This window comes from Burkholderia sp. AU33423, assembly GCF_002223135.1.
GTDB classification, from domain to species: domain Bacteria; phylum Pseudomonadota; class Gammaproteobacteria; order Burkholderiales; family Burkholderiaceae; genus Burkholderia; species Burkholderia lata_D.
Genome location: NZ_NKFH01000004.1, coordinates 914,578 through 938,530, shown reverse-complemented (window position 1 = coordinate 938,530; position 23,953 = coordinate 914,578). Strand labels below are relative to the sequence as shown.

Sequence of the window (23,953 nt, the reverse complement as noted above, 5' to 3'; positions counted from 1 at the left end):
CAGAAAGCAAAAAGCCCGCCATTTGCATGGCGGGCCTTTCGACTTCGGCAGGAATTGCCGTCAGCGGCCGAGCTGATAGAAAAATAATACCGTGCTGCCGGTGAACATGCCGAACAGGGCGATACCCATTGCCATTGCCAGATCCATGGCCCCCTCCACGAAGTGTCATGACCCGGCAACATCACCGGTTTAGACGCATTATCCCGACCGTTGACGGTCTTAAAAACTCGCGATTTCCCGAGAAGGGTTTTCCCCGAGCCGCCACGGCCCGATAATGGAGCGCGCCGTTCCCGTCCACCCGCCCAACCCGATTCGCCATGCCGACCTTCCAGCAACACGACATTCACGAACTTCACGCCGGCCCGTCGCTCGTCCGGGTCGCTCCGCAATTCGGCGGCCGCCTGCTGTCATGGGAGGTCGACGGCGAACCGGTGATCTTCTGGCCGGACACGGCCGACTGGAGCAACCTCGCACGCGTGCGCGGCGGCAACCCGCTGCTGTTCCCGTTCCTCGGCCGACACCGCGTCGACGGCGAACTCGGCCGCTGGCGCGACGCCGCCGGCGTGGTGCGCGACCTGCCGATGCACGGGTTCGCGCGCGACCTGCCGTTTGCCGCGCAACCGTCGGCCGATGGCGCCGCGCTGTCGATGACGCTCGACGCGACCGACGCGCTGCGTGCAAGTTACCCGTTCGACTTCCGGTTCGAAACGACCTACCGGCTGGCCGACTCGCACACGCTCGAAGTCGCGCTGACGACGACCAATCGCGGCGACACGCCGCTGCCCTACTACGCCGGCCACCATTTCTATTTCGCGCTGCCGCACGGCGAACGCGCCGAAACCACGCTCGAGCTGCCGCCCACGCATCGTTGCGCGCAGCAGGCCGACGGTTCGATCAGCACGCCCGAACCGGGCGAAGCCCGTTATCACCTCGACAATCCGGACATCCTCGACCGCTTCCACTGCCTCGACAGCGTGCCGGCCACACCGGTGCGCATCGTGATGCCGGGCCGCCGCCGCACGATCGAGATCGCGCTCGACGTGCCGGGTTCGATCCCGTGGTATGCGGTAACGACCTGGACCGAGAAGCCGGATTCGGACTTTTATTGCGTCGAGCCGTGGCTCGGCCTGCCGGATGCGATCCACAACGGCCTCGGGCTGCGCATGCTCGCGTCGGGCGCAACCGAAACGGCCACGCTGCGGATTCGCGTCCTCCCGCTCGCCGGCTGATACGTAGGCTGAAACGCCGTCAGGCAACGCGCCGAACCGGAGCGCCGCAGCCCCGATAACGGCCCAAACTGCGGTGCGCGGGTCGAACCCGTTAAAATCGGATGTTTTGTGTTGCCTGCCGCGTCACGCGCGGCAGGGTTTTGCGAGGTTCAATGTTCGGAACAACAACGAAGCGACTCTTCGCAGCCGCCTGCGCCGCCCTGCTCGTCGCGTGCGGCTCCGCGCCTGTCGGCCCCGGGTTCTATCGCGTCGAGCGCGGCGATACGCTCTACAAGATCGCGCGCGACAACCGCACGTCGGTATCGAACATCGTGCGCTGGAACCAGATGACGAACCCCGATGCGATCGAAGTCGGCCAGGTGCTGCGCGTCGCGCCGCCGCCCGGCACGACCACCGCATCGACGCCGTCGACCACCGGCACCGGCAGTGCCGGCCGGGCCCGCCCCGCGCCTTCCGCTCCGGTCGAATCGGCCGTCAAGCCGGCCACGAGCATCGCGCTGATCTGGCCGGCCGCCGGCAATGTGGTCCGCACGTTCGACGGCTCGAAATCGAAGGGCATCGACATCGCGAACTCGCCGGGCACGCCGGTGGTCGCGGCTGCGCCGGGTGTGGTGGTCTATGCGGGTAACGGGCTGCGCGGCTACGGCAACCTGATCATCCTCAAGCACAACGCCGACTACCTGACCGCCTACGCGCACAACCGCGCGCTGCTGGTGAAGGAAGGCCAGTCGGTCACGCAAGGGCAATCGATCGCCGAGATGGGCAACAGCGACAGCGATCGGGTCGCGCTGCATTTCGAGTTGCGCTACGGCGGCCGATCGATCAACCCGTCACGCTACCTGCCGGCGCGCTGAGCGCCCGATGGACGACACGCGATGCCGGCACGCATCGCGTGTCGTCACGGTGAAAACCGGGAAAGGTGATGTCAGCGCTTGCGCAGACGTCCGGTGAACCGGCCGGACAACGGATCGACGTGACGGGCAAACGCCACCAGTACGCCGATTCCTATCAGGCTGAACCCCGCAGCTATCAGAAGCAAATCCATGGTCACACACTGATTTTTTCGTGATCTTATGCGTCATTGTGGAATCGTGCACTGAGCCGTGGCTGTTGGACGAGTACGAAGATTCCCTACCCTCAGACGCCATTGTGGATTCGTCTGCGTGAAATCCTGATGTAAGCCGCTCGCGCGACGCCACGTTCGCCCCCAGGAGACACCTCGATGCTGCCCGCCGCCGACCGCTACGACGACCTGCTCTCCCGCTTCGCGTGGGACATCCCGGCGCGCTACAACATCGGCGTGGACGTCTGCGACAAATGGGCCGACGGCAGCGGACGCCTCGCGCTGATCCACGAAACGGCGCAAGGCGACGTTTTCCGGATCACGTTCGACGACCTGAGGAATGCTTCTAACCGGCTAGCGAACAGCTTCGTGCGCGCCGGCCTTCGGCGCGGCGACCGGATCGGCATCTTTCTCGCGCAGGGCCCCGAAACGGCCGTCGCGCACCTCGCCGCGTACAAGCTCGGCGCGATCGCGGTGCCGCTCTTCACGTTGTTCGGCGTCGATGCGCTCGAATACCGGCTCGCGAACAGCGAGGCGGCTGCGCTCGTCACCGACGCGGCTGGCTACGCGAAAATCGCGCCGCTGCGCGCCCGGCTGCCGGCACTGCATACCGTCTACTGCATCGGCGACGATGCGCCCGATCAGCCGGGCGTGCTGCGCTACGACGCGGCGCTCGCCGCCGAAACACCCGACTTCGTGCCGGCCGATACGGCCGCCGACGATCCGGCGGTCATCATCTATACGTCCGGCACGACGGGCAAACCGAAAGGCGCGCTGCACGCGCATCGCGTGCTGCTGGGCCACCTGCCGGGCGTCGAGATGTCGCAGCAGTGCTTCCCGCGCGACGCGCGCCTGTTCTGGACGCCCGCCGACTGGGCATGGATCGGCGGCCTGCTCGACGTGCTGCTGCCGTCATGGCATCACGGCGTGCCCGTGCTCGCCCGCCGCTTCGAGAAATTCGACGGCGACGCGGCGTTCGCGCTGATGGCGCGGCACGGCGTCACCCATGCGTTCCTGCCGCCCACCGCGCTGAAGCTGATGCATACCGTCCCGGCACCGCGCGAACGCTACGCGCTGTCGCTGAAATCCGTCGCGAGCGGCGGCGAGTCGCTCGGCACCGAGCTGACGGCCTGGGGGCGCGAGGCGCTCGGCGTGACGATCAACGAGTTCTACGGGCAGACCGAGTGCAACATGGTGCTGTCGTCGTGCGCGGCGCTGTTCGATGCGCAGCCTGGCGCGATCGGCAAGGCGGTGCCCGGCCATGCGGTCGCGATCGTCGACGCGGACGGCACGCCCCTGCCGCCCGGCGTCGAAGGGCGCATCGCGGTGCGCCGTCCCGACCCGGTGATGTTCCTCGAATACTGGCGCAACGCCGACGCGACGCGCGACAAGTTCGCCGGCGACTACCTGCTCACCGGCGATACGGGCACGGTCGACGCCGACGGCTTCGTGCGCTTCGTCGGCCGCGACGACGACGTGATCACGAGCTCCGGCTACCGGATCGGCCCGGGCCCGATCGAGGACTGCCTGCTCACGCACCCGGCGGTGCGGATGGCCGCCGTCGTCGGCGTGCCCGACGCGACGCGCACCGAGATCGTCAAGGCGTTCGTGGTGCTGAATCCGGGCCACACCGGCGACGCTGCGCTCGTGCAGGCGCTGCAGGCACATGTGCGCACGCGCCTCGCTGCGCACGAGTATCCGCGCGCGATCGCGTTCGTCGACAGCCTGCCGATGACCGCGACCGGCAAGATCGTGCGCCGCGCGCTACGCGACGCGTAGGCCGGCCGCCACCCGTGCCGCCGGCCCGGCCGGATGGTTTATAGTGGCGCCACTACGCAGTCTTTCCAAGAAAACGATGTCCTCTGATCACCACTCCGACGCGGGCGCGTCGCACAGCCCGCTCTACGCCAAACTCCTCGGCGAAACCGCCAAGATCGACTGGTGCGATCTCGAACGCTTCTTCGCGCAGGGCAAGCTGCTGTCCGTGGCACGCGACCTCGATCTCGTCAGCGTCGCGGAAGCCGTTGCCGACGACGATGCCGAGCAGGTCACGCGCTGGCTGTCGGCAGGCCTCGTCGCGCGCATGCCGGCCGAAACCGCTGCCGATTACGCGGCGCGCAACCCGGAGCTGTGGGCGGTCGTCGTCTCGCCTTGGGTCTGCGTGCAGGAACGCGCCTGACGCGTCCGCCATGTCCGAATCCGCGTTACCGCACGGGGCCGGCATGGCCACCGTCACGCACCGGCGTGTCCTCGCGCTCGCGTTCCCGATCGTCCTGGCGAACCTGACCCAGCCGATCCTCGGTGCCGTCGACACGGCCGTCGCGGGCCACCTCGACGGCACGCAGTACCTGGGCGGCGTCGCGCTCGGCGGGCTGTTCTTCAATTTCGTGTTCTGGGGATTCGGTTTCCTGCGGATGGGGACGACCGGCCTCGTCGCGCAGGCGCATGGCGCCGGCGACGCCGCCGGGATCCGCCTGAACCTGCTGCGCGCGTTGATCGTCGCGTTCGCACTCGGCGCCGCCGTACTGGCGCTGCAGGTGCCGCTGCTGTCCTTTGTGCTTTCCGCGCTCGGCGGCAGCGATGCCGTCCGCACCACGGCGCTTGCCTACAGCCATGCGCGAATCTGGAGCGCACCGTTCGCGCTCGCGAACTACGTCGTGCTCGGCTACCTGCTCGGCATGCAGCGCGTGCGGCTCGCGCTCGTCGCGCAGGTGTTCATCAATGCCGTGAACATCGGCGCCGTGCTGCTCTACGTGTATGGCTTCGGCTGGGGCATCGCCGGCATCGGCGCCGCGACGGCCACCGCGGACACATGCGGTTTCGCGCTCGGCGCATGGATGCTGTGGCGGCTACGGCCGCGCGGCCTTGCGCCGATCGCGGTACGTGCCCTCGCCGACCGCGTCGCGCTCAAGCGGCTGATCGTCCTCAATCGCGACATCTTCCTGCGCACGCTGTGCCTGCTCGGCGCATTCGGCTGGTTCGCGCACCTCGGTGCAAAACAGGGCGATGCGACACTCGCGGCAAACGCGCTGCTGCTGAATTTCCAGACGTTCATGGCGTACGGCCTCGACGGCTTCGCCCATGCGGCCGAGGCACTCGTCGGCGCAGCAGCCGGCGCGCGCGACCGCAGCGCGTTCCGGCAGGCCGTACGCGTCACGCTGTTCTGGTCGGCGCTCGGCGCGCTGCTGTTCGCGCTCGTGTACTGGGCCGCCGGCGGCTGGATCGTCGCGCGCCTGACCGACCAGGCCGAGATCCGCGAAACGGCGCAGCGCTACCTGCCGTGGGCCGCGCTTTCGCCGATCGTGTCGGTCTGGGGCTTCCTGCTCGACGGCGTGTTCATCGGCGCCACGCAGACGCAATCGCTGATGCGTGCGATGGTCGCGTCGTTCTCGATCTTCGTCGTGGCCACGCTCGCCGCCGTCGGCACGTTCGGCAATCACGGCCTCTGGTTCGCGCTGCTGCTGTTCATGGCCGCACGCGGCGCGACGCTGGCGCGCTACCTGCCGGGGCTGCTGCGGCACATCGGCGCCGACGCGCCCGCGGCCCGCGCCTGACGGCGGACCGAACCGGCCGTTATTGCGTGGGTTTCGGCGGCGGCGCGTCGAGCATCGACGGCGGCGTCATGTCGGTCGGCACGCCGTGATAATCGGCCGGATCTTCGGGCGGATGGCCGCGACGGGCCTGATGCGGATCGCTGGTACAGCCGGCAAGAAAAGATGCGGCCAGCACGGCCAGCATGAAACGGGTCATCGGGTATGGCTCCGGAAATCGGCGCGCCCATCGCACGCCGGGACCGCGCCGAGTCTAGCGGAAATCCTGCTTCGGAGTCGCGCCGCGCATGTCCTACTATGTACGCATGGCGCTGTGCCGCGGAAAGGAGGCTGCCATGTCGTCTGAAGAAATTGCCGGCCTGATCGGGCTGTTCGTCGGTCTGATGGTGCTCGTCGCCCTGTCGTTCTTCGAGTCGCGCGAATACAAGCGCAGCCATGGAGGCGAAGGGATGATCCACCACTGGATGGCCGAACACCACCTGCTCGACTGGCGGCGCAAGCACTAAGCGCGCCGCTGCCGTCCGGCCCTTCCCCGGGCCGTTCTCGAACGTGCCGTCCCGCGGCACGCCGGTGATCGCGTATCGCCGAAATTAACAGGGTCCGACTCACACGCGTTGATCAGATGGACGAACGCCGTCGCGCGGCTCGTGCCGCGGACGGCGTTCGCTTGCGCGCGCCCGGGCGGGCGCGACGCGATTCCGGCGGCTCAGCCCAGGAAGTGGCGGGCGTAGCGCGCGTTGATGTCGGACAGGCGGAACAGCGTCAGGAAATCGGCGCAGTTGAAGTCGGGATCCCAGGCCGGCGCACCGCAGATCTTCGCGCCGAGACGCAGGTAACCCTTGATCAGCGGCGGCGGCGCCACGACGGTGCCCGTCTGCAGTTCGTCGACCGGCAGGGCCGTGTGCGGGAACGCGCGATATTCCGGCGCCGTCAGCGAGCCCGCCGACAGCGACTGGTACAGGTTCGCCGCGTAGTGGCCGCCGTCGGCCATCGACACGCTCGCGCAGCCGAGCATCGTCTCGTAACCGTTCTGCATCATGTACGCGCCAAGGCCGCCCCACAGCGCCATGATGACGGCGCCGCTGCGGTAGTCGCTGTGCACGCACGAGCGGCCCACCTCGACCATCTTGCCGCGCAGGTGCGTGAGGCGCGACAGGTCGAATTCGCCTTCGGCGTACAGGCGGCCGACACGCGCCGCCTGGTGCGGCGGCAGCACGCGATACGTGCCGACGACCTTCAGGGTGTCGAGATCGCGGACCAGCAGGTGGTCGCAGTACGCATCGAACGGATCGACGTCAAGACCGGAGGGGCCGCTGACCTGCGCGCCCATCTCTTCGGCGAACACGCTGTAACGCAGGCGCTGGGCTTCGCGCAATTCGTCTTCCGTACGCGCCCACGCGGCGCGCAGGCGATACTCCGATGTGACGGTTTCAGCAGCGCGCGGCAGATGACGCCGCGACGTGTCGAGGGGCAGCGAGGCAAAAGGGAGCGTAGGCGTCGGCAGTTCTCGCATTAGGCTTTCCTGGTCGTAAGGAATAGGACGACATGCCCGCCAATGTAGTAATCGGCCGTGACCGTTATGTGGCACGACCGTGTCCTTTCAATGACGTGTCGCCGAATTGACTTTAGCAGAAAGCTTGCGAAACCGTACGACGAATCCCTTCAAAGCCCTTCAGACGGGCCTCACAGCAGGTCGGGCGTCATTACCGCGCGCAGTACGGCCTGCCGGCTGCCGTCACGCGTGCGGCTCGCCAGCCACACGATTCCGCCCTTCTTGACGCTCCAGCTGTCGTCGCCGCCGGCGATCAGCTGCGCGGCGACGCTGCCGAGCGTCGGCTGGTGCCCGACGATCACGACCGTCGGCGCGATGCCCTCCGGCCAGCCGGCCGCCGCCAGCACGTCGTCGACGCTGCCGCCCGGCGCGAGCGCGTCGATCGTCCGGTACTGGTCGGTCAGCGCCTCGACCGTCTGCACGGTACGGGCCGCCGGGCTCGCGAGGATCACGGCATTCGTCTCGAGCCGGCCACGCAGCCATTTGGCCATCGCCTGCGCGTCCTTGCGGCCCCGGACGGTCAACTGGCGCGCGAGATCGCTCGCCGCGTAGTCTTCGGCTTCGGCGTGGCGCCACAGGATCAGGTTCATCATGATGTTCTCCTTGCTTCGGCGAGCGGCCCCGCGCCCATGCGTCCGGGCCGCGCCGATGACCGGGCGAATTGTCGCAAATTGCGGACGTTTGCCGCCGCGGCATTTACCCGCATATAGGGATTGACCGGATCAGACATTCAACGATACAATCTTTGGCTCGTCGGAGCGTAGCGCAGCCTGGTAGCGCATCTGATTTGGGATCAGAGGGTCGTAGGTTCGAATCCTATCGCTCCGACCAAAGGAATCAAGGGGTTAGCTGATGCTAACCCCTTTTTCTTTGGTGCGTCACCGAGCTATTGCTACTCTTTTGCTACCATCTGGGGCGACTTCCATAAGAAATCGCCACAATGACAGCCCCTACCGACTCGGCCGCACAATCAGCCGCATTCGTCCGTCGCGCTGACTGGAGCGACGAGAGCAATTATCCGCCCAACGACATGGCCGACGCATCGGCATGGGCTTGGGAATTCCTGCGACGCAACCGCGCCTACCAGCTTGACTTCGACCGGTGGCGCCGGGACTTCACAGACTCCCCACCACCGCTCACACCAATGGCGCATCTCATCAATTACCTGTGCGATCCTGCACCTTCCGGGCGTCATACCACCTACGAAGAGTACTGCCAGGAAGCGCCCCACCACACCATTCGCTCCATCAATGACCATCTGCGCGTGCGCTGGGAGCTCAACTCCCTCGTCGACCCCGCGCTTTCCTATTCCGAAGTCCGGCCCACCAGAACGCGAGCGGAAGACACCCGCCACCTGAAATGGTTGTTTGCCCGCAATACGGTTGACGTAATCAAGCCCATTGAAAGCACATACCTTGGCGATCCATTTCATCTCGCCCCGATCTCCGCCACGTGCGGAAACTGCGAAGTGCTGGTGCGACTCCGGCTTGACGGCGACATCGACAACCAAATGGCGTCTCTGGAACGACAGTTGAGGCGGTTCTTCGAACACGGTAGTCGTAGCCATACGCTCCTGATTCCCCAATACGCAACGGTTCGCCAGACCGCTGATTCGGACGCCGTCGTGGTAGAAATCGACCCAACCTACGATCCTGATGAAGCAGCTCTGTTCGATGATGACGACATGGAAGTCGTGCAATTCGGAATCAAAGGTTGGAATGAAAGGGCAGCGGAACGCAAATTCCTTCCTTACCTCCTACGCGCAGCAGATTTTCTTGCGGACCTAGAAGAACAGAAGCTGGCGCCTGGAGATGGCCCTTTCGTATGCGGTCTTTTAACGACACCCATCAGAGGTTGGGAGTGGCAGGCATGCTCCATGGCATGAGGGCCGCGTAGTCGTCGGCGGTTGCAGCGAGAGGCAGCTTCGTGAACAGCCAGACGAGGTAGCGATACGGTTCGATGCCGTTCGCCTTGCACGTCTCGACGAGGGAGTACAGATTGGCGCTGGCCTGCGCGCCGGCGACAGTGTCGGAGAACAGCCAGCCTTTGCGGCCGACGACGAACGGTCTGATCGCGTTTTCACACAGGTTGTTCGAGAGTGGCCAGTTGCCGTTCTCGATGTAGCGGACCAGCTTGGGCCATTGCCCGCTCATGTATTGCAGCGCCTTGCCGAGCAGACTCGACGGCACGACGGCGGGCAGATGCTCGACCATCATGCATTCGACGAGGGAGAGCGCTCGGGCGCTGTATCGGGTACGCAATCGCTGCCGGCGTTCAGGCGTCCACTTCGCGCTTCGCGCCTCGGCCGTGAACAGCTTGCCGATCAGCTTAACGAAGCGCGTCGCCAGCAGATCCGATGAGCGTGCCGCTTTCGGCACCGACTCCTCGGCCTTGATGAAGCCGCGGCGTACATGCGCCCAGCATCCGAGATGCACGAGCTGGTGATCGTGGGCGATGCCGTTATAGAGTTCGTACCCGTCCGTCATCAGCACAGTGCCGGGCTGCACGCCGGCATAGAGCTTCTGCGCATGTTGGGCACCACGTCCCGGCGAGTACGAGAACATCCGCACGGGCGGCCCTGAGCCGTTGACCTGCGCCCACAGGTAGCTCTTTGCCTGCGGCCTTCGTCCCGGTTCCTTCAGCACCTGGAACGTTGTCTCGTCGCCGTAGATCAGGTCGGATTCGAGCAGCGCGTCACGCATCAGGTTGATCACCGGCTGCGTAGCAAGCCCCACTCGCACCACGCTAGCGGCCAGCGTGTTCGACGAGATGTCGCCGCCGAAGCGACGCAGCAGCGTGGCCTGGCGATACAGTGGCATGCCGTATTGGTACTTGCCAGTGATGATCCACGCCAGCGCGGATTCCGTGAGCAGCCCGCGAGGGATGATGCGCGTCGGCGCTGGCGTGACCTTAATGCCGAGATCACAGCAAGGGCAGGCGTACTTGACCCGCTGGTGCTGAACGACGCGCACTTGCTCGGGAATCACGTCGAGCTGTTCGCTCGTTTCTACGCCAATCTCGACGAGGGCGTGGCCGTCGTGCGCGCAGAATCGTTCAGCTTCTGGCAACTCGTGCCGCACGACCTCGCGCGGCAGGCTCGGATTGAGTGGTTTGCGCCCGCGCTTGCCGCGCGTGTGGGCGGCGACCGAGGTGCCGGGCACGTCTTCACGCGCGGGCGCGTCGGCAGTCGCCGCCAATGCCTCTGCTTCGTTGAACAGGCCGAGCTGGTCGGCATGGCGCGCCTCGCTCGATGCACCGAACAGTTCGTGCTTGTAGGCCCGCAGCTTCTCTTCGGCCAGATCGCGCTGGGCCGTCACGAGTCGAAGCTCACCGCGCAGCGCATCGCGTTCGGCGAGCAGTGCCTGGTATTCCTCAACACTCGGCATGACGGGGCTGTTCGGCATGGCCGATTAGACCATGTCACCCGCGCGGTGTTCAGCTCATCCGCGCGTAATATCGCTGGGGATGCTTCTGGATCACGGCCAGGTCGATGCCGTCGAGCAGCCAGTGCAATTGCTCGGCGCTGAGCGTGATTGTGTCGCCTCCGTTCGGCCAGATGAAGCGATCGGCTTCGAGTCGCTTGAGCAGCAACCAGAAGCCGTTGCCGCCCCAGCCGAGAATCTTGATTCGATCGCGCCGGCGGTTGCCGAAGACGAACAGCGCCGAGGTCATCGGGTTCAGGCGCATCGCCTGTTCGACCAGGATCGACAGTCCGTTGATGCCCATGCGGAAGTCGACTGGATCGCGATGCAGATAAACCTTCAGCCCTTCGTCGAACCGGAACATGGCAGCCTCCCGAGCATTTGCACAACGGCCGTCAGTTCATCGAAGTTCGCCGGGCCCAATTCTAAGGAAACGCCGTTTGGCAGGTGCACATTCAGTGAGAATGCCGCAGCCAATTTAGTCGGAGTGGGAGCAACCGCGGAGGTGACGACCTGCATAAAGGCTGATTCCTCAGGCACGCAAGCCGCCGGCAGTTCGACGCGAGCCTCTCGTGACGGCTCCGTCACGGAGCTGACTATCTCGCCCGCGGCTTGTTCGCGCTGATACTTGGAAATCCACGTCCGAACGAGGTTTGGATTGACGTCGTGCTCCATGGCCGTCCGCGCGATCGACACCCCGGGCTTCAGACACGCCTGTATCAATTCGCGCTTCGCATCCTCGTCGTACTTACGCCGTCCGTCTCGCTTGCGATCGACCACCAATCGGCTCTGCAAACCTCCGCGTTGCTCGTTCATGCACACCTGTCCACGCTCATTGAACATGGACACGTAGCCTCGGTGAATCAGCCTCGCCGTGCAATGGCGTCAATCAAAGAGCGCTTACGCCCTTTCGACAAGATGCTCGAAACATTTCATGCCTTGTGCAACGCCAACCCGGATGGCAACCAATTCGATGCTGTTACGGTCGACGCTTGGATAAGCCAAGCCGCTCAGCTCATCCACCGGGACTATGCCCGGCTGGCGCGCGCGGATTTTTCCACAAAAACGAAACGCTAAGCGACTCACCAACACATCCCTGCGGTCGCCGTCAAGTTTTTTGCCCGTCCCCCCACGATCATCGCGTCGCAGGGCACGTCTGAATACATTGGTCACGTTCACTCAACTTCAACAGGAGCCGAACGTGACCACGAAGACCATTCCACCCTCCCCGCTGCTCAGCGGCCTGCTGCTCGAATTCCTCGACGACCGCGCACTCGCCGAACTGCTCGACATCTCCGACAAGACGCCCGCGCAGTGGCGTCACCTCGGCAAGTTCACCGAGGAACTGCCGTTCTACAAGTTCGGTCGCTGCGTACGTTACCGTCGCGAAGACGTCGAGGCGTTCATCGAGAAGAGCCGCGTCGGCGGCATCAACATCGCGGAGAGCGAATAATGCCGCCGCCGAAAAACAAACCCAAGAATATCGCTGAAGTTTTGCGTGCTGCGCTGCAGCCTGTTCAGAGTGGCGTCGTCTGCGTCATCGTGCGCGATGCGACCTTGATGTTGCACGCTCGCGTGACCTTTCAGTCGCACATGCTTTCGGCTACGTCCATCGCCGATGTGCCGATCATGGCAACTGAAACGCTGACAGCACTGTACGGTTCGGGCTCGCACGACGCTGACATCGCAGAGCTTCTCGTACGTCACAACGCTGACGGATCTCAACGGATCGATAAGCTGCAGATCATCCGCCTCGACAACTGCCGAATTTTCAAGCCGTTGTCGAATGAAGGTGTGCATGTGACCCTCAAGAACTTGAAGGATTACGGCTGCGTCGCAGCAGAGCAGAGCATTGTTGGCATGCCCCGCGACGAGATGATCGACGCGATCAATCGCCTAGACGCCGGTGGCCGGAATCGGAATGGGATCGTGTTGCTCTTTTTATCTTGTTCGCCGAATACCGAAGTGACGTGGCTGCGGCAACATTGTGACGAAGTCTTTATCGTCGACAAGTGCGAGCCGGGGCCGGGCGCCTCCATCGCATACTCGATCACGGCTTTGTCGTTGGAAAGTCAGCATGCCAACGGCATCGGCCACTCGATGTACGAGATCAGCTATCAGGGTAGCGACTGGTCGTCAATGTCGAGCGTGTTCATCGCCGCAAAGGCCGAGGATCGTGCAATCTGGTTTGCGCGTCGTGAGGGCGAATATCTCGAGACGATCGCCCATTGGATGGACATCGACAAGTCAACCGTGAAGCGCCGCCAAGACAACTTGCCGCTTGGCACTGATGTCGACGCGGATGTTGACCCGCCTGAAGGATGGCGTGACCTGTGGTTCCCGTTCCTCGGCTGGAATGACCCGAGCGACGAAAGCGACGAGGATGCCGCTGAAGACGAGCCGAACTATCGTCCGAAGCGGATCGTTTAGTTCGACCGGTTGTACGGTTTGCGCGGGTTGCACAAGTTGCGGTGGATTTACCGATCGCCGCAACCTGCGCAATCGGCACTACACCGAGGACGAAATACCCCAACTTAGCCTTGTGGCCGGGGACACCAGCATGCATCGATTGCGAGATCATCCCTGCACGGATCGAGACACAAACTAGAAGGTGGCGCGAAAACCATGCGAAGTCTTCCCGGTCGACCGCGCTTGAGCGTCCTGAACCAATACTAATCTATATCTCCTCAATTACTACAGTCCCTTCCCCGGAATCTTGTAAAGGCATTGAGTAGTTCCGTGCTGCTATAGCAGCCCCGCACTCGTATTGCCTTGAAGGAATTCGCATGATCGACCTCATCGACATCAAAATTCAATTGCAGCACCAGCCGTTCGGCAGCGAACGTATCAAGCTGCCAGAGAATTCTCCGATCTCGCCACCGATATCGAAGTGGTTCAGCAAGACGATTACTTTGCAACCAGGCGGCCCGCTGTTCGACGTCACCTCACTCGATAACGGCAATGTTATCCATATTCGTGTTTGCCCCCTCATGCCACTGCAGGGACACAACGTCTTCGGTTCGGACGATGTCTGCCTGCTCGGATCGACGTTGATCCGGGCCGTGCTCGATCGGCTGAGCATCGCCTACACCGACGAGCATCGGCAGGCATGGGAAGCGGGCGAATTCGTCATCGACGCGCTCGACATCACGCATCGCTTCACATTGCCGGAGAACCTAAGCCAGAAGCAAATCTTCGATCACATTCGGACAAAGTCCGCATGGGAATTCCGTCCCAGCGTGATATCCGTCGGAACAGGTATTCGTATGTCTGCGCCGCGCCATTCCGCTTCGTGGGTTTTCTACGACAAGCAGCAAAAGCTACGTGATCTGCGCACGCATTCGCTGAAACACCTGCGTGCAGTTGTTGACGATGACGCACACCTCATTTGGACGGGTTTGCAGGTCGCAGCCTCCAACAGCATCCGTGCCGAGCTGAAACTATCGAAGAAGTACCTCGAAGATCGCAAACTCAATCGCGGTTCGGCTTGGACTATCGAGAAGGTACATGCGATCTACTGGACCGAGATGGAAAAGCTGCGCTTCGAAGCGCATGTCCCGCTTAGCCTACTCCGTCATGCGATCAACCGCGTGAAGCCTCGGCCGTTGCGGCATGCGCTTGAACTGTGGGCGCGTGCTGCGGAGTTGGACTCGGTCTACGCCAAGTCAACACTTGATCGGCATCGCTCGAAAATTCTTCGTATGACGGGCATCGACATCCTGCTCGACGTGCCGATGATTGAGGCGTTGCCTCTCTCCGAAATTTTCTGTCGCACAAAAATGCGCAAGGCGTTTCCGCAGTGGGCACGCAAGTTCCCGGCGTGTGCATTCGGTATGTCTGCCGTCCCCGAAATACTTAACAGTGTACGACACGAGAACCGGTAGACTGTCGGCCATGACGTGAACATTCATGAGGGAATAAATGCTGATTGATTTTTACAGAGACCCTGTCGATATCGATGCGGTATGCCGAGACCTTATGAACGATGGCGTGGTTGTCATTCAGACGAGCCGCCCGAATTTCAGGAAGATAGCCGATGCCGTAGAACTGCAAATGCCGAATTCCACCATTCTTTCCCTAACCACGGAAGGCATCGACCGGCAATGGCATCACTACCTGATCAACGACGATGTTGAGCCATTCAGTTCCAAAACCACCAGCGCACTCGTCGCAAGGGCGGTGGCGGAATGGCAGGCAGCAGGGTCGCCGTTTCCGCATAGCGTGCGGGTATAGATAAGCAACCAACAATGGCCGACACTTCCGTACAACATGATGCTGAGGCTTGGGTCGTTGAGCACGGCCTGCCTACCATCTTTCCCGGCATGACTTTTCGCGGCGTAAAGCTTCCCCTTAAATGGGGAGGCCAGTTCAACTTCGACGCCGTCAGCATGGACGATTCAGTTGTCGGCTCGATCTCAACGAGCGCACGTACAACAGCATCTGGGAATCTCGCAACGGCCAAGTTCCAGAAGCTCAAGACTGACGCGCTATACCTACTCAACCTGCAAAATCCGGCACGTATGGTTATGGTGTTCACCGAGCAATCCATGCACGAGCACTTTTGCAAGGAGAAGAACGTTGGCAGGTTCCCTCCGGAGATCGAACTCCACCATGTCGGCCTTCCTTACGAATTGCACCAGCGTGTGCTCAAAGCGAGGGCGCTCGCATCCAAGGAAACTTCACCGATCCGAATCACGATATAGGAGACCTTCGAAGTTGATTGTTCAGCTGAACGCTACCGCTCTTCGATAAGATTCTTCAGCTCTTCGATGGTCAGAACCCCGTTACCTCGGTGAAGCATCGCGTGGCAGTTCGGGCAGACAGGCCGAAGATCGGCGATCGGATCAACCTCATATTCCTCTTTGATCTGTGACAGCGGCCGCAGATGATGTACATGGATGAAGCCCTCGCCGAGCGAGCCGTACTTCGTGCCGAAGTCGAAGGAGCAGACAACGCACGTCGTGCCCCAGTGCTTGAGACACTTGCGCCGAGCTTCCGGATTCCGCTCGTACCGATCTACTGCTATCTGTTCAACGCTGCCTTCGCGGTATGTCTCTCCGGGACGCACCTCCTCCGCAAACCACTGACCGGCCGACGCACTCTGATCCCGCGCCTTGATGCACGCCAACAACCGCTCCGCTACTGCGGCGTCGTGAATCTCTTCCTTCGTTTGCCGGGGTGCTTGGCGATCAATTTCAGAGGGAGGCACAGCGTCGCTCAACTCGATCACATGATGAACCCAGTTGACGGACCGAAAGTGCCGATGGTCGGCCTCATATCCGTCCGGCAACTCACGTTGATCGAGCAGTCGATATGAACTCGCAGGTCCTACGATGCCAGCCCCGACAAAGCCGTGGCGGTTCGCATAGGCGAACACCCAATCACCTTCCGCCATGTCATGCAGGATAACGTCGCCTCGGTCCCCCTCTTCTCCGTCAAAGCCAGCGGTAATTACCCGCATCTCTCGGTTTCGTTGCCACCACTCGTTGGTATACGGGCGGCCGATGTTGAAGATGTGATATCGCATTGTCGTTAGTCTCTCGCGATTTCTTTAAGTCACTTCCAGATGCCTGCAAGGAAACAACGCGAGTACTGCACACGCTCTCAACTTCAGTGGCCGCGTCTGCTCGCAGTCTTGTCGTCTAGGGAACTGCGCAAGAATGCATCAAGGCTGATCAACTTTTCATCATGATCTCCCTTTCGTTGCCAAGGGGCACCAAGGACGAATGTGTGAGACGTTCCGTATTTCTGTTTGGAAGACAGACTGCTATCCGCTTGCAGTTCCCACTCCGGCTTTATCTCGAGGAGCGAGGTGCCAACCGCCGAAACATCAATAGCCCACGAGAATTCATTTCGACGGTACCAGTCTTCCTTGACCATAGCCAAGTATGAATCGCGCTCGTCGTCCGACAGACGGTATAACGCGGCGATGCGTTCCAAGGCGATCGACAGTCGCCCCCTTATCCCGGCTAGACCGAGATGAAACGTTTCGTGGCAATCGGCACACACTGGAATGAGCTTGACGAGACGTTGAATACCGCATAACGCACCTCGATGGAGTTGCCCATCGTCGCCGGGCTCGTAATACCTCCAAATTTCATGGCAATCCAGCCTCCCAGCTGCACCGCAAAGCAAGCATCGATGCCCCGTTGCCACAAACGCGGCTTGACGGAGTCGATTCCAGCACGGCCACGTCAAAAGGTTCGAGAGACTTGACCCCCATGACGTTTCTGGAATTGAATCGGCAAGAAACGGACGCACACTTCTTTTAGCGGAATATGGCAAAAAATCGTCGATGGCCGGCAGGTCGGCACCAGATTCTCCGAGGAGGAATACGCCATCGTCCGAGACATGGACGCCCGTAGTCGCGCTCGCAAACTGCCGAGCTTCCTGTTGCTTGAGGAGAAACAGTCGATTCTGACTGTCGAACAACAGCTTGCGAAGTTCGGAGATCGCGCAAATTTCGCGCGTTTGCCAAAGGAACGTACCGGAGTCGTCTCGAACTCTGAAATCGTGTCCGTGGATAATCGCCTTTCGAAATTTTCGAGCGAGCATCATTTCTCACATGCGAACAATGTCTAAGAACCAGTGCTCTGCAACCGTTAGCTACGGACGCCGCCTCATGTTCATGCAGGCGTAGTCATGAGCCTCATCATGCTTTCTCCGGCCACCAAGGCTTGGGCGTTTCGCGAATCAGATAGTCGTCACGGTTCTTACCGACAAGCCATTTCGGACACGAGCCCTGCCCTGACCAAGAATTCCCCGACGACGGATCATAGTACTTCGCAGGCAGTCGCTTCTTCTTCGCTTTCAGGAAGCCTGCAGCCCGGAGCAATTCCGACTCCGTGATACTGTACTCCGTCACAAAATCCTTAATGGCGGTCAGCGCTGCTTCTCTCTCCGTTCTACGCGCCTCTTCCAGTAGCAGATTGATACGGCCCAGCTCCTTTTGCAGTTCGCGAATATCTTCTGTGGTCATAAAAACGTCAACAACCTGAAGTCAGGGATAATCGAGTCACGGTCGCACATTCTTGCGACCGAGAATACTAAAACTCTTCGAGGAATCGTGAAACGTGGATAGCCTTTTCAGCATCAAGAGCTTGCTGACAGTCAGCATTGCGAGCATCGTATCGATCAAGACGATGCACATCAACCTCAAGGTCAGTCGCGATATCAACGTCGACGGCACCGGCAACACTGTCATTGTCAACGAAGCTCTCCGGCCGGTACAGAAAGGATTCACGCTCGCCGAACGGGTTTTGGCGGTAATCGTGGCGCTAAGCTACCCGATCCTTGGAAGCCACTACAACTCCGTCCTGGAACTGCTGGTGTTCGCGGTTCCGGCTCTCGCCGCCTTGGCCTTCATTACTACCGTTAACGGGTATGGAATCGGACGAGTCTGGGACGCATTCTATGTCGTCGGCTCGACATTTGTAAGCTGGCTGGCGATCTGTAGCCTTCCATTCCTTACGGATGTCGCACTGAAAACAGCGACGATCTATCCGACGATGCGCTGGCTTATCCAGCAGGGTCTACCGTCGTCGCTGGAGCGACTGCAGGCTACGACGAACGTTCTTTTCCCGATGGTGACGTATTGTTTTGCTGCGTTCGGCTTCGGGCTGCTCGTCTTGTCGTTGTTGCGCTTCCTGTATGCCAACGTTACCGAGCGAGATTTAAATCAGTCGCTCGGCTTTCTTTTCGAAGGCATGGTGATGGCGATTGCCGCCTACCTCATTACGTGCAATTCGATCGCGGCATTGACGGTGTTCCATGACTTCGGGTACGTCAAGAACGTGTTCTTGGCGGCATTGCCATTCTGATCAAAACACCCGAGTACCTCACCGGCGGAGTTGCCGATCCGCCAGTGAGACTCCGCTTGCATCAGTTGAAGCTCTTCGCCTGCTGGTTCGCCATAGCAACGCTCTTCACATAGAACGTGTTGTCGGGGTAGATGCCGACTTCCCAGCCATTATCATCGCGATATCGCAGGTACTGACTCAGCGCCGGGTTGTCCTGAGCAGGGTCCATGCGTGGGATGTTGTACGCCGTCATGAAGTTCTTCGTGAAGTCATTGAATGGCATCTGACCGAAGACCAGACCAGTGAACGCGGAGTAGAACTTGAATCCAGTCAGTTTGCCGGATTCGTAGGTGAAGCTCCCTTGCAGCCGCTGTGCAGTGTTTTCGCAAACAACTCGAACAGCATCAGTGCTGTACTGACATGGACTTCCTACTGGCAACAATGCGCTCAGCGCCTGACGTACTTCATCTGGCGAATTGCCGAGGGCGATACCCTTGATCTGCGGACCGACTGTATTGACCTGCCGCGACGCGGCTTGTGCGACCGGCACTCCGTTCTCCTTTGCCTCGTCCGGTTGCTCGTTACTCACCGCTGGCGACGCTGCCGAGGACGCGGAAGCTGGCGCGTTTGCGACGGGGGCGCTCGCGGCCGTCGGCGTGTCCGTTTGCGACGATTGCCGTGAACAAGCTGAGAGCGTCAGCAGCGAAACGGCCGTCAGCGCGATCAGGTTGCGCGAATGGAGGAACAGTTTCATGGTTTCAAGTCCTTTCGGTGTGGGTATCGAAAGGCACGGGCAACGACCCATGCCAAATTCGGTGAAGTAGGAAATTTCGATGCGGATCAGTCGTCGCGCTCGGCAACGATCACGGTGACGCGTACCGTTTCTCCAAGCCGATCGTCGTAATGCGCGGCGAGCACGGAGCCCGCATCGCCGGTTGTTGCCTCGCAGATGGCGTAGACCGCCGCCGCAACCTCTCGGAGCCGGAGCGTTTCTGCTCCCGAAACCATCACGAGTAAGCCGCCTGCCATCGTGAGCCGAGCGGAACCGACATCGAGAATCGCCTGTCGGGCTGCGTCCTTGATCCGCTCAGGGCCGCTTCCTTCGCCGACACCGATCACCGCCCCCGTCGTGTCGCTGAACGCCTCTCGGACATCGAGGAAATCGCTTCCGGTCGGCATCCTCCATTCCGATGCAGCAGGTTGCGCGCCACGCATCGCCATCAGGTAGGCGTCAACCAAGCAATGCAGCACGGAAGGATGAGGAGATTCGGGAACGAACACGACCGCATCGGCGCGACCTGAAAGCTCGGCCGCAACTGCTCGAACCAGCGAGCCCGGAGGAAGCGGCGGCTGGGCCAGCAACACTACAATTCGCGCTCCGGCCTTCCGTGCGGCGGCGCTCACAATCGCCGAGACTCGCAGCGCATCCGGCTCGGCGGTGGCGGCGATGACTATCACCGCGTTCGCCCCCTCGAACGGTACGTGACCGGCAACCGGCGTTACGCCATCGGATAACTTGCCAGCCGTCACCGCTGCGACCTGCTGGAATGTGATGCCACTGTCGATGCCCGTCCGGTAGTACAGACCGGCTACCGATCCGCCTCCCGCTTCCCCCACGCCGACAATCTGAATCGACGAATGACCGTGCCCGCCGCCGGATGGTCCCCGCGCGGGCCAGCTCTCGAATTGAATCCCGTCTGTTGTAGTGGTCTTTTGTATGGTGGTTGCCGACATTTTTTTGGTTCCCCGGATGGCCTTGGGCGTGCGCCCTCAGCAGTTTTGTACGGTTAACATAACAAATAATGAGTGGTTTGGGAGATGGTATTTGCTGCGTTCAGGCGGCATCCTCTCGGTCATGAAAGCACCCGTCCCACCCACCGAAGAACGCAACCCCATTACCGTCGCCGTTGGAAAGCGGCTCAAGGAAGTCCGTCGACATGCTGGCAAGAGTCAGGAAGACCTGGCTCACGAGGCGTCGGTCGGTCGAGCCGCGATCAGTTCGATCGAGTCGGGTGTGACGAACCCGACGGTGCTGACGTTGGCGGCGTTGTGCGGGCCGCTCGGCATTTCGCTCTCGGAGTTGTTCGCGCCGCTAACGATGACGCTAGAGGACAAGGACGCCCGGCGAATCAACGTCGCCAAGCCGCCCAAGATCGAACGCTCACGATTGCGCTGACGCTGCACTACGGCGGCCGAGCCTTCCTCTCTGCCGCTGTTGCAGATGACCTGATCGACATTGCGCCGGTGAGCACGACTTTCCGTTGATCAAACCCAGTGACGTATTGGGCGTTTCCACTCAACCTGCCGAGGTCGGCTGCTGTCCGTGTCAACCGCGCGTTGTAGGCCGCGAGTACAGGCTCGGCTTCGGCAGAATCGACTACCAGCAACGTATGTCCGTCGAAGGTCGCCCCGATCTTTCGCCCCTCAATACCGACGGCCAACACTGCATGCAGGGTCGCGCGGCGTGACTGTCGAAATGTCAGGATCACCGGCCGACCGCGCATCACTTCTCGTTTGCTGAACCGGAAAACATCTGTGTGCGTTCCCTCGAAGCAGGCTGGGCGTAATCCCCAGTCGAGTTCTCGAATCAGCGCTTGCAACTCTTCGAGCGACACGCCGGAGAGATAGAGCGGCTGTGCACGACGCCAGAATTCCGCTTCCGGGGAGCTACGACGCGACGACACATGCAAGGGATCGGACAAGAACCCAAGCATGGCAAGCGCCATTGCTGTCGCATGCCACGCGCAGCCGCCGTCCCAGCAACCCTGAAACGAAAATGCTGGAGCATTCGAATTCGCGAGGGTGAGACGTCGGCCGGACTGAAGAGCCGGATGGAGTTGCTGCACGGTGGCCTCCATCGGGTCAGTATTCGAACGGCAACAAAAGGGTTGTCGCCCGCCGATCGGCTTCCGTGATGACCCACAGCCGTTCGCCACGATCGCCCAGCTCATACGCAGACAGCAGACGCGTTCCATGTGTCTCCGCGAGATCGTTCGAGCGAGCATCGGCCGCGCAGACGACACCCCAATCACCTCTGCTGTGCCGCCGAAGCAGGCCATTGGCGTTGGTGCCGGTTCGATCGAGAAGATCGAGCGCACCCGGTGTGGCAACAATCAAGCCAAGAGGGAACAAAGGTTCACGACGATGCGCATCCATAATTAGGTATCCATAATAATTAAGACGAGCGAAGGCACCGAACTGATGTTCGGAAACAATCTCACGGGTGGAAAAGACTGAAACGCGAGGCGATATAGGGGCGTTTCAGGAAAGCGAGGTGCGATGAATGGGACCGCGAGAGCCGTTGAAGACGCGACGCCCAGGCGGAGCCGTAAAACGTGCAGGCAACCACGAGGCAGAGAGGCAGTACTAGGGATTTTCGCTAAAAATCGACCAAAAACACCCCAGAACGACTCTTCGGCACGGAAAATGTAGCACAACCCGACCAAAACCGATAAAAGGGATCGATCAATCACCCTCAAATAGGTAATTTTTACTTTTCAGTGTCTTCTGGCCGGTCTCGAACGCTCCGGCGGTACCGGAAATGACCCTCTGACTTATTTTCCGGCCCGTCAGGGGCTCCGATTCACCCCAGATAGGGCTTGACATGGGTGCAGCCATGCGGCGGCGCTATGGACCGAATTTTTTCATCGAAAGAATTTTGTAATGTTTGCGCGGTGCGGCAACCGCCAGATGGGACCGTTGCGGGGTGAAAAAATGGGTACCGGTGCTCATTTTTTGAGCAAAACAGGCTGCCTCGGGTACTTGGCAGCCCGAAATATAGGCTGATGCCTTTATTACCCACCCAAACCGGCCGCTGAAATGCCAAAATGAGGCTCGATATTGGTTTCCAGTCCGGTCAAATCCGCTCAAGCGACGCCGAATCAAGGTTCTGACGACTTAACTACCTCGTAGCGGCGCTTCCGCCTCGTTTTTTCCAGGGTAATCTGCGAAAGATACTGACATTGAGCGCACCAGTTGCCGGCTGACGAAACCTGCCGGGGCCTCGCCCACCATCGATGGCCGCGCGCACACTCCCATTCGAGCCTCGTGTTGTTGTCGACATAGTGCTCAGATACGCATATGCCGCCCCGGTCCGCAGCGATCGATCGCATCAATTCGATGCCCTGCCGCTGCCTGTCTTCGGTACGACATGTCGGACACCAGTGCCCCTTCAAGATTTCCGTACCCCACGCCATCCACTCGTGTCCCCGGTCGCACTGAAATGGGTAACGAGCCTGAATACGTTGATAGCAGGATGCGAGGCATCTGCCGCCGTGCTCCGCCGCCTTCGCTTGCAGTTTCGCAAGTCCGTCGGGAATTCGCCGCGCATCAACGAAGCATTCTTGACACCATGCCTTACGCAAGATGTCGTAGCCAGCGGCCTCCCATTCATGCCCATTCCCGCATCGGAATCGATACTTCGCCATGCGGCCGTTATAGACGGGCGACAAGCATTCGCCGCCGCGCTCTCGCGCACGATCCTGTATCGGTTTCAGGCCGCCTTGATATCGACGACGCTCAGCTCGTCGTTCGGTGGAGCACTTTGCACACCAATGATCGGCCAAGACCGAAGCGGCGCTGGCCTCAAACTTATGGCCTGCAGCACAGACGAAGCGGTAGTGTGCGCTTTTTCCACGATACCGCTTACTCAGACACTGACCTCCAGCCGAGACAGCCGTCTCGTGCATTAGAGTCATCGTCTGCTCGCCCCAGCATTTAAGGCATCGTACCGAGCGCCGCGTCACTCGGACGAGGCGCAAAAGACTGGCTCCCAACTGGGAAGATACGTGCCCGTTTTCGCAACGAAACCGGTACTGATGCGAGACACCGCGCCACTCGCGGGCCATCAGCGTGAATCCCGCCGTGGCGAGGTAGTCACGAATTTTCGAGAGGCGATCGCTGCCGGGTACCATAAAGACTGCTCGTGTTACCAATAACAAACCATGTGTTACCCAACAACCCCGCCTTGAAAAAGTGTGCCGGGTATTAAGTGCTACACATCAGCGATGTGCAGATTTCGATACACGTCCGATGACGGTTGTCGACAAAGTGCCGCCGTTTCGATCTTAGGCTCAAACGAGACTTGAGATTAGGTGACAGCCGCATGTGGCGCGGTGGCCGTGCCGTGCGATCGGAATACCATCATCAATCATTGACGGATCGCCTTCCTCTATGAGGTTAGGCGACACATCGGGATGCTGGGGGCACGAGACGCGATCGCCCTTACGGGCGACATAGCGGCCATCGAAACGCATGGTCGTGGAGCCTGTTTCGACTTTGCCACCGTGGTCGGTGTCGTCACCGATACGGATCAAGTTCATCATAACTCACCCTAAT

Annotated in this window: 29 protein-coding genes and 1 tRNA gene; 15 read left to right on the top strand and 15 right to left on the bottom strand. The window is 61.1% G+C overall.

Translation table 11 applies throughout. The annotated features are described in order from the left end of the window. The first annotated feature begins 317 nt into the window (after window positions 1–317). The 5 genes from CFB50_RS07055 (at window position 318) to CFB50_RS07035 (ending at window position 5,846) form a co-directional block, all read left to right on the top strand. Complete coding sequence (locus CFB50_RS07055; protein ID WP_089445362.1) at window positions 318–1,229, top strand: aldose epimerase family protein; 912 nt, start codon at window positions 318–320, stop codon at window positions 1,227–1,229. A 152-nt stretch (window positions 1,230–1,381) separates the two neighbouring features. Further along, window positions 1,382–2,083 (top strand): peptidoglycan DD-metalloendopeptidase family protein, encoded by a 702-nt coding sequence (locus tag CFB50_RS07050; RefSeq protein WP_089445361.1) that lies wholly within the window; start codon window positions 1,382–1,384, stop codon window positions 2,081–2,083. 368 nt (window positions 2,084–2,451) lie between these two features. After that, complete coding sequence (locus CFB50_RS07045; RefSeq protein ID WP_089445360.1) at window positions 2,452–4,071, top strand: acyl-CoA synthetase; 1,620 nt, start codon at window positions 2,452–2,454, stop codon at window positions 4,069–4,071. Between the two features lie 76 nt (window positions 4,072–4,147). After that, complete coding sequence (locus tag CFB50_RS07040; protein WP_069247660.1) at window positions 4,148–4,471, top strand: DUF2288 domain-containing protein; 324 nt, start codon at window positions 4,148–4,150, stop codon at window positions 4,469–4,471. Between the two features lie 10 nt (window positions 4,472–4,481). Then, window positions 4,482–5,846, top strand: a complete 1,365-nt coding sequence (locus tag CFB50_RS07035) for an MATE family efflux transporter (RefSeq protein ID WP_089445359.1) — start codon at window positions 4,482–4,484, stop codon at window positions 5,844–5,846. Window positions 5,847–5,865: 19 nt separating this feature from the next. Here the strand turns inward: CFB50_RS07035 and CFB50_RS39430 are convergent, their stop codons facing one another. Beyond that, complete coding sequence (locus CFB50_RS39430; protein ID WP_166893428.1) at window positions 5,866–6,030, bottom strand: hypothetical protein; 165 nt, start codon at window positions 6,028–6,030, stop codon at window positions 5,866–5,868. 148 nt (window positions 6,031–6,178) lie between these two features. On the opposite strand from CFB50_RS39430, the gene CFB50_RS07025 reads away from it, so the two are divergent. Continuing rightward, the gene (locus CFB50_RS07025) at window positions 6,179–6,349 is read left to right on the top strand and encodes a hypothetical protein (RefSeq protein ID WP_164462557.1); all 171 of its coding nucleotides are present in this window, start codon (window positions 6,179–6,181) and stop codon (window positions 6,347–6,349) included. A 200-nt stretch (window positions 6,350–6,549) separates the two neighbouring features. On the opposite strand, the gene CFB50_RS07020 is transcribed toward CFB50_RS07025, so the two are convergent. Both CFB50_RS07020 and sixA read right to left on the bottom strand, forming a co-directional pair. Continuing rightward, window positions 6,550–7,356: a GNAT family N-acetyltransferase gene (locus tag CFB50_RS07020; RefSeq protein WP_011351620.1), complete on the bottom strand. Its 807-nt coding sequence runs from the start codon at window positions 7,354–7,356 to the stop codon at window positions 6,550–6,552. Between the two features lie 170 nt (window positions 7,357–7,526). Further along, window positions 7,527–7,988, bottom strand: coding sequence for a phosphohistidine phosphatase SixA (gene sixA / locus CFB50_RS07015; protein ID WP_089445356.1), 462 nt, complete (start codon window positions 7,986–7,988; stop codon window positions 7,527–7,529). 161 nt (window positions 7,989–8,149) lie between these two features. On the opposite strand from sixA, the gene CFB50_RS07010 reads away from it, so the two are divergent. Then, window positions 8,150–8,226, top strand: a tRNA-Pro gene (locus CFB50_RS07010). 109 nt (window positions 8,227–8,335) lie between these two features. Then, window positions 8,336–9,280: a transcriptional regulator domain-containing protein gene (locus tag CFB50_RS38580; protein WP_144020637.1), complete on the top strand. Its 945-nt coding sequence runs from the start codon at window positions 8,336–8,338 to the stop codon at window positions 9,278–9,280. On the opposite strand, the gene tnpC is transcribed toward CFB50_RS38580, so the two are convergent. The 4 genes from tnpC to CFB50_RS39805 form a co-directional block, all read right to left on the bottom strand. Then, on the bottom strand, window positions 9,243–10,799 hold the full coding sequence (gene tnpC / locus CFB50_RS07005; RefSeq protein ID WP_089444703.1) for an IS66 family transposase: 1,557 nt from the start codon (window positions 10,797–10,799) through the stop codon (window positions 9,243–9,245). The two genes, CFB50_RS38580 and tnpC, sit on opposite strands and share 38 nt — an antisense overlap. A gap of 31 nt (window positions 10,800–10,830) precedes the next feature. Then, the gene (tnpB, locus tag CFB50_RS07000) at window positions 10,831–11,181 is read right to left on the bottom strand and encodes an IS66 family insertion sequence element accessory protein TnpB (protein WP_027810102.1); all 351 of its coding nucleotides are present in this window, start codon (window positions 11,179–11,181) and stop codon (window positions 10,831–10,833) included. After that, the gene (gene tnpA, locus CFB50_RS06995) at window positions 11,157–11,633 is read right to left on the bottom strand and encodes an IS66-like element accessory protein TnpA (RefSeq protein ID WP_144020614.1); all 477 of its coding nucleotides are present in this window, start codon (window positions 11,631–11,633) and stop codon (window positions 11,157–11,159) included. Before tnpA ends, tnpB begins: the two co-directional genes overlap by 25 nt. Window positions 11,634–11,717: 84 nt before the next feature. After that, window positions 11,718–11,990 carry a hypothetical protein gene (locus CFB50_RS39805; RefSeq protein WP_218829170.1) on the bottom strand — a complete coding sequence of 91 codons (273 nt, stop codon included), beginning with the start codon at window positions 11,988–11,990 and terminating at the stop codon, window positions 11,718–11,720. 28 nt (window positions 11,991–12,018) lie between these two features. On the opposite strand from CFB50_RS39805, the gene CFB50_RS39800 reads away from it, so the two are divergent. From CFB50_RS39800 to CFB50_RS06970, 5 genes are all read left to right on the top strand, one after another. Then, a complete protein-coding gene (locus tag CFB50_RS39800; RefSeq protein WP_218829169.1) occupies window positions 12,019–12,270 on the top strand; it encodes a helix-turn-helix domain-containing protein in 252 nt (83 codons plus the stop codon). Then, window positions 12,270–13,247, top strand: a complete 978-nt coding sequence (locus tag CFB50_RS06985; RefSeq protein ID WP_089445354.1) for a hypothetical protein — start codon at window positions 12,270–12,272, stop codon at window positions 13,245–13,247. The genes CFB50_RS39800 and CFB50_RS06985 overlap by 1 nt, the downstream gene beginning before the upstream one ends. A gap of 356 nt (window positions 13,248–13,603) precedes the next feature. Next, complete coding sequence (locus CFB50_RS06980) at window positions 13,604–14,701, top strand: phage/plasmid replication protein, II/X family (RefSeq protein ID WP_089445353.1); 1,098 nt, start codon at window positions 13,604–13,606, stop codon at window positions 14,699–14,701. A gap of 37 nt (window positions 14,702–14,738) precedes the next feature. After that, complete coding sequence (locus CFB50_RS06975; RefSeq protein ID WP_089445352.1) at window positions 14,739–15,050, top strand: hypothetical protein; 312 nt, start codon at window positions 14,739–14,741, stop codon at window positions 15,048–15,050. A gap of 14 nt (window positions 15,051–15,064) precedes the next feature. Further along, window positions 15,065–15,520 carry a hypothetical protein gene (locus CFB50_RS06970; protein ID WP_089445351.1) on the top strand — a complete coding sequence of 152 codons (456 nt, stop codon included), beginning with the start codon at window positions 15,065–15,067 and terminating at the stop codon, window positions 15,518–15,520. A 32-nt stretch (window positions 15,521–15,552) separates the two neighbouring features. Here CFB50_RS06970 and CFB50_RS06965 read toward each other — a convergent pair whose 3' ends face one another. The 3 genes from CFB50_RS06965 to CFB50_RS06960 form a co-directional block, all read right to left on the bottom strand. Beyond that, window positions 15,553–16,344: an HNH endonuclease gene (locus CFB50_RS06965; protein ID WP_089445350.1), complete on the bottom strand. Its 792-nt coding sequence runs from the start codon at window positions 16,342–16,344 to the stop codon at window positions 15,553–15,555. Window positions 16,345–16,427: 83 nt separating this feature from the next. Then, a complete protein-coding gene (locus CFB50_RS38575) occupies window positions 16,428–17,375 on the bottom strand; it encodes a hypothetical protein (protein ID WP_144020636.1) in 948 nt (315 codons plus the stop codon). 94 nt (window positions 17,376–17,469) lie between these two features. After that, window positions 17,470–17,796, bottom strand: coding sequence for an H-NS histone family protein (locus tag CFB50_RS06960; RefSeq protein ID WP_089445349.1), 327 nt, complete (start codon window positions 17,794–17,796; stop codon window positions 17,470–17,472). 94 nt (window positions 17,797–17,890) lie between these two features. On the opposite strand from CFB50_RS06960, the gene CFB50_RS06955 reads away from it, so the two are divergent. Continuing rightward, on the top strand, window positions 17,891–18,637 hold the full coding sequence (locus tag CFB50_RS06955) for a hypothetical protein (protein WP_089445348.1): 747 nt from the start codon (window positions 17,891–17,893) through the stop codon (window positions 18,635–18,637). A 61-nt stretch (window positions 18,638–18,698) separates the two neighbouring features. On the opposite strand, the gene CFB50_RS06950 is transcribed toward CFB50_RS06955, so the two are convergent. Continuing rightward, a complete protein-coding gene (locus CFB50_RS06950) occupies window positions 18,699–19,370 on the bottom strand; it encodes a hypothetical protein (protein WP_089445347.1) in 672 nt (223 codons plus the stop codon). Between the two features lie 86 nt (window positions 19,371–19,456). Next, window positions 19,457–20,350, bottom strand: a complete 894-nt coding sequence (locus tag CFB50_RS06945; RefSeq protein WP_089445346.1) for a hypothetical protein — start codon at window positions 20,348–20,350, stop codon at window positions 19,457–19,459. 91 nt (window positions 20,351–20,441) lie between these two features. On the opposite strand from CFB50_RS06945, the gene CFB50_RS06940 reads away from it, so the two are divergent. Continuing rightward, on the top strand, window positions 20,442–20,792 hold the full coding sequence (locus CFB50_RS06940) for a helix-turn-helix domain-containing protein (protein ID WP_373452945.1): 351 nt from the start codon (window positions 20,442–20,444) through the stop codon (window positions 20,790–20,792). 7 nt (window positions 20,793–20,799) lie between these two features. On the opposite strand, the gene CFB50_RS06935 is transcribed toward CFB50_RS06940, so the two are convergent. The 3 genes from CFB50_RS06935 to CFB50_RS06925 all read right to left on the bottom strand — a co-directional run bounded on the left by CFB50_RS06935 (window position 20,800) and on the right by CFB50_RS06925 (window position 23,940). Then, the gene (locus tag CFB50_RS06935; protein WP_256978763.1) at window positions 20,800–21,462 is read right to left on the bottom strand and encodes a hypothetical protein; all 663 of its coding nucleotides are present in this window, start codon (window positions 21,460–21,462) and stop codon (window positions 20,800–20,802) included. A 16-nt stretch (window positions 21,463–21,478) separates the two neighbouring features. After that, a complete protein-coding gene (locus CFB50_RS06930; RefSeq protein WP_089445344.1) occupies window positions 21,479–21,772 on the bottom strand; it encodes a hypothetical protein in 294 nt (97 codons plus the stop codon). A 1,916-nt stretch (window positions 21,773–23,688) separates the two neighbouring features. Continuing rightward, complete coding sequence (locus CFB50_RS06925; protein ID WP_089445343.1) at window positions 23,689–23,940, bottom strand: PAAR domain-containing protein; 252 nt, start codon at window positions 23,938–23,940, stop codon at window positions 23,689–23,691. Window positions 23,941–23,953 lie beyond the last annotated feature (13 nt).

Coding starts and splice junctions, on each gene's coding strand:
- CFB50_RS07055 (WP_089445362.1), top strand. CDS start 318: ATGCCGACCTTCCAGCAACACGACATTCACGAACTTCACGCCGGCCCG.
- CFB50_RS07050 (WP_089445361.1), top strand. CDS start 1,382: ATGTTCGGAACAACAACGAAGCGACTCTTCGCAGCCGCCTGCGCCGCC.
- CFB50_RS07045 (WP_089445360.1), top strand. CDS start 2,452: ATGCTGCCCGCCGCCGACCGCTACGACGACCTGCTCTCCCGCTTCGCG.
- CFB50_RS07040 (WP_069247660.1), top strand. CDS start 4,148: ATGTCCTCTGATCACCACTCCGACGCGGGCGCGTCGCACAGCCCGCTC.
- CFB50_RS07035 (WP_089445359.1), top strand. CDS start 4,482: ATGTCCGAATCCGCGTTACCGCACGGGGCCGGCATGGCCACCGTCACG.
- CFB50_RS39430 (WP_166893428.1), bottom strand. CDS start 6,030: ATGCTGGCCGTGCTGGCCGCATCTTTTCTTGCCGGCTGTACCAGCGAT.
- CFB50_RS07025 (WP_164462557.1), top strand. CDS start 6,179: ATGTCGTCTGAAGAAATTGCCGGCCTGATCGGGCTGTTCGTCGGTCTG.
- CFB50_RS07020 (WP_011351620.1), bottom strand. CDS start 7,356: ATGCGAGAACTGCCGACGCCTACGCTCCCTTTTGCCTCGCTGCCCCTC.
- sixA (WP_089445356.1), bottom strand. CDS start 7,988: ATGATGAACCTGATCCTGTGGCGCCACGCCGAAGCCGAAGACTACGCG.
- CFB50_RS38580 (WP_144020637.1), top strand. CDS start 8,336: ATGACAGCCCCTACCGACTCGGCCGCACAATCAGCCGCATTCGTCCGT.
- tnpC (WP_089444703.1), bottom strand. CDS start 10,799: ATGCCGAACAGCCCCGTCATGCCGAGTGTTGAGGAATACCAGGCACTG.
- tnpB (WP_027810102.1), bottom strand. CDS start 11,181: ATGTTCCGGTTCGACGAAGGGCTGAAGGTTTATCTGCATCGCGATCCA.
- tnpA (WP_144020614.1), bottom strand. CDS start 11,633: ATGAACGAGCAACGCGGAGGTTTGCAGAGCCGATTGGTGGTCGATCGC.
- CFB50_RS06985 (WP_089445354.1), top strand. CDS start 12,270: ATGCCGCCGCCGAAAAACAAACCCAAGAATATCGCTGAAGTTTTGCGT.
- CFB50_RS06980 (WP_089445353.1), top strand. CDS start 13,604: ATGATCGACCTCATCGACATCAAAATTCAATTGCAGCACCAGCCGTTC.
- CFB50_RS06975 (WP_089445352.1), top strand. CDS start 14,739: ATGCTGATTGATTTTTACAGAGACCCTGTCGATATCGATGCGGTATGC.
- CFB50_RS06970 (WP_089445351.1), top strand. CDS start 15,065: ATGGCCGACACTTCCGTACAACATGATGCTGAGGCTTGGGTCGTTGAG.
- CFB50_RS06965 (WP_089445350.1), bottom strand. CDS start 16,344: ATGCGATATCACATCTTCAACATCGGCCGCCCGTATACCAACGAGTGG.
- CFB50_RS38575 (WP_144020636.1), bottom strand. CDS start 17,375: ATGATGCTCGCTCGAAAATTTCGAAAGGCGATTATCCACGGACACGAT.
- CFB50_RS06960 (WP_089445349.1), bottom strand. CDS start 17,796: ATGACCACAGAAGATATTCGCGAACTGCAAAAGGAGCTGGGCCGTATC.
- CFB50_RS06950 (WP_089445347.1), bottom strand. CDS start 19,370: ATGAAACTGTTCCTCCATTCGCGCAACCTGATCGCGCTGACGGCCGTT.
- CFB50_RS06945 (WP_089445346.1), bottom strand. CDS start 20,350: ATGTCGGCAACCACCATACAAAAGACCACTACAACAGACGGGATTCAA.
- CFB50_RS06930 (WP_089445344.1), bottom strand. CDS start 21,772: ATGGATGCGCATCGTCGTGAACCTTTGTTCCCTCTTGGCTTGATTGTT.
- CFB50_RS06925 (WP_089445343.1), bottom strand. CDS start 23,940: ATGATGAACTTGATCCGTATCGGTGACGACACCGACCACGGTGGCAAA.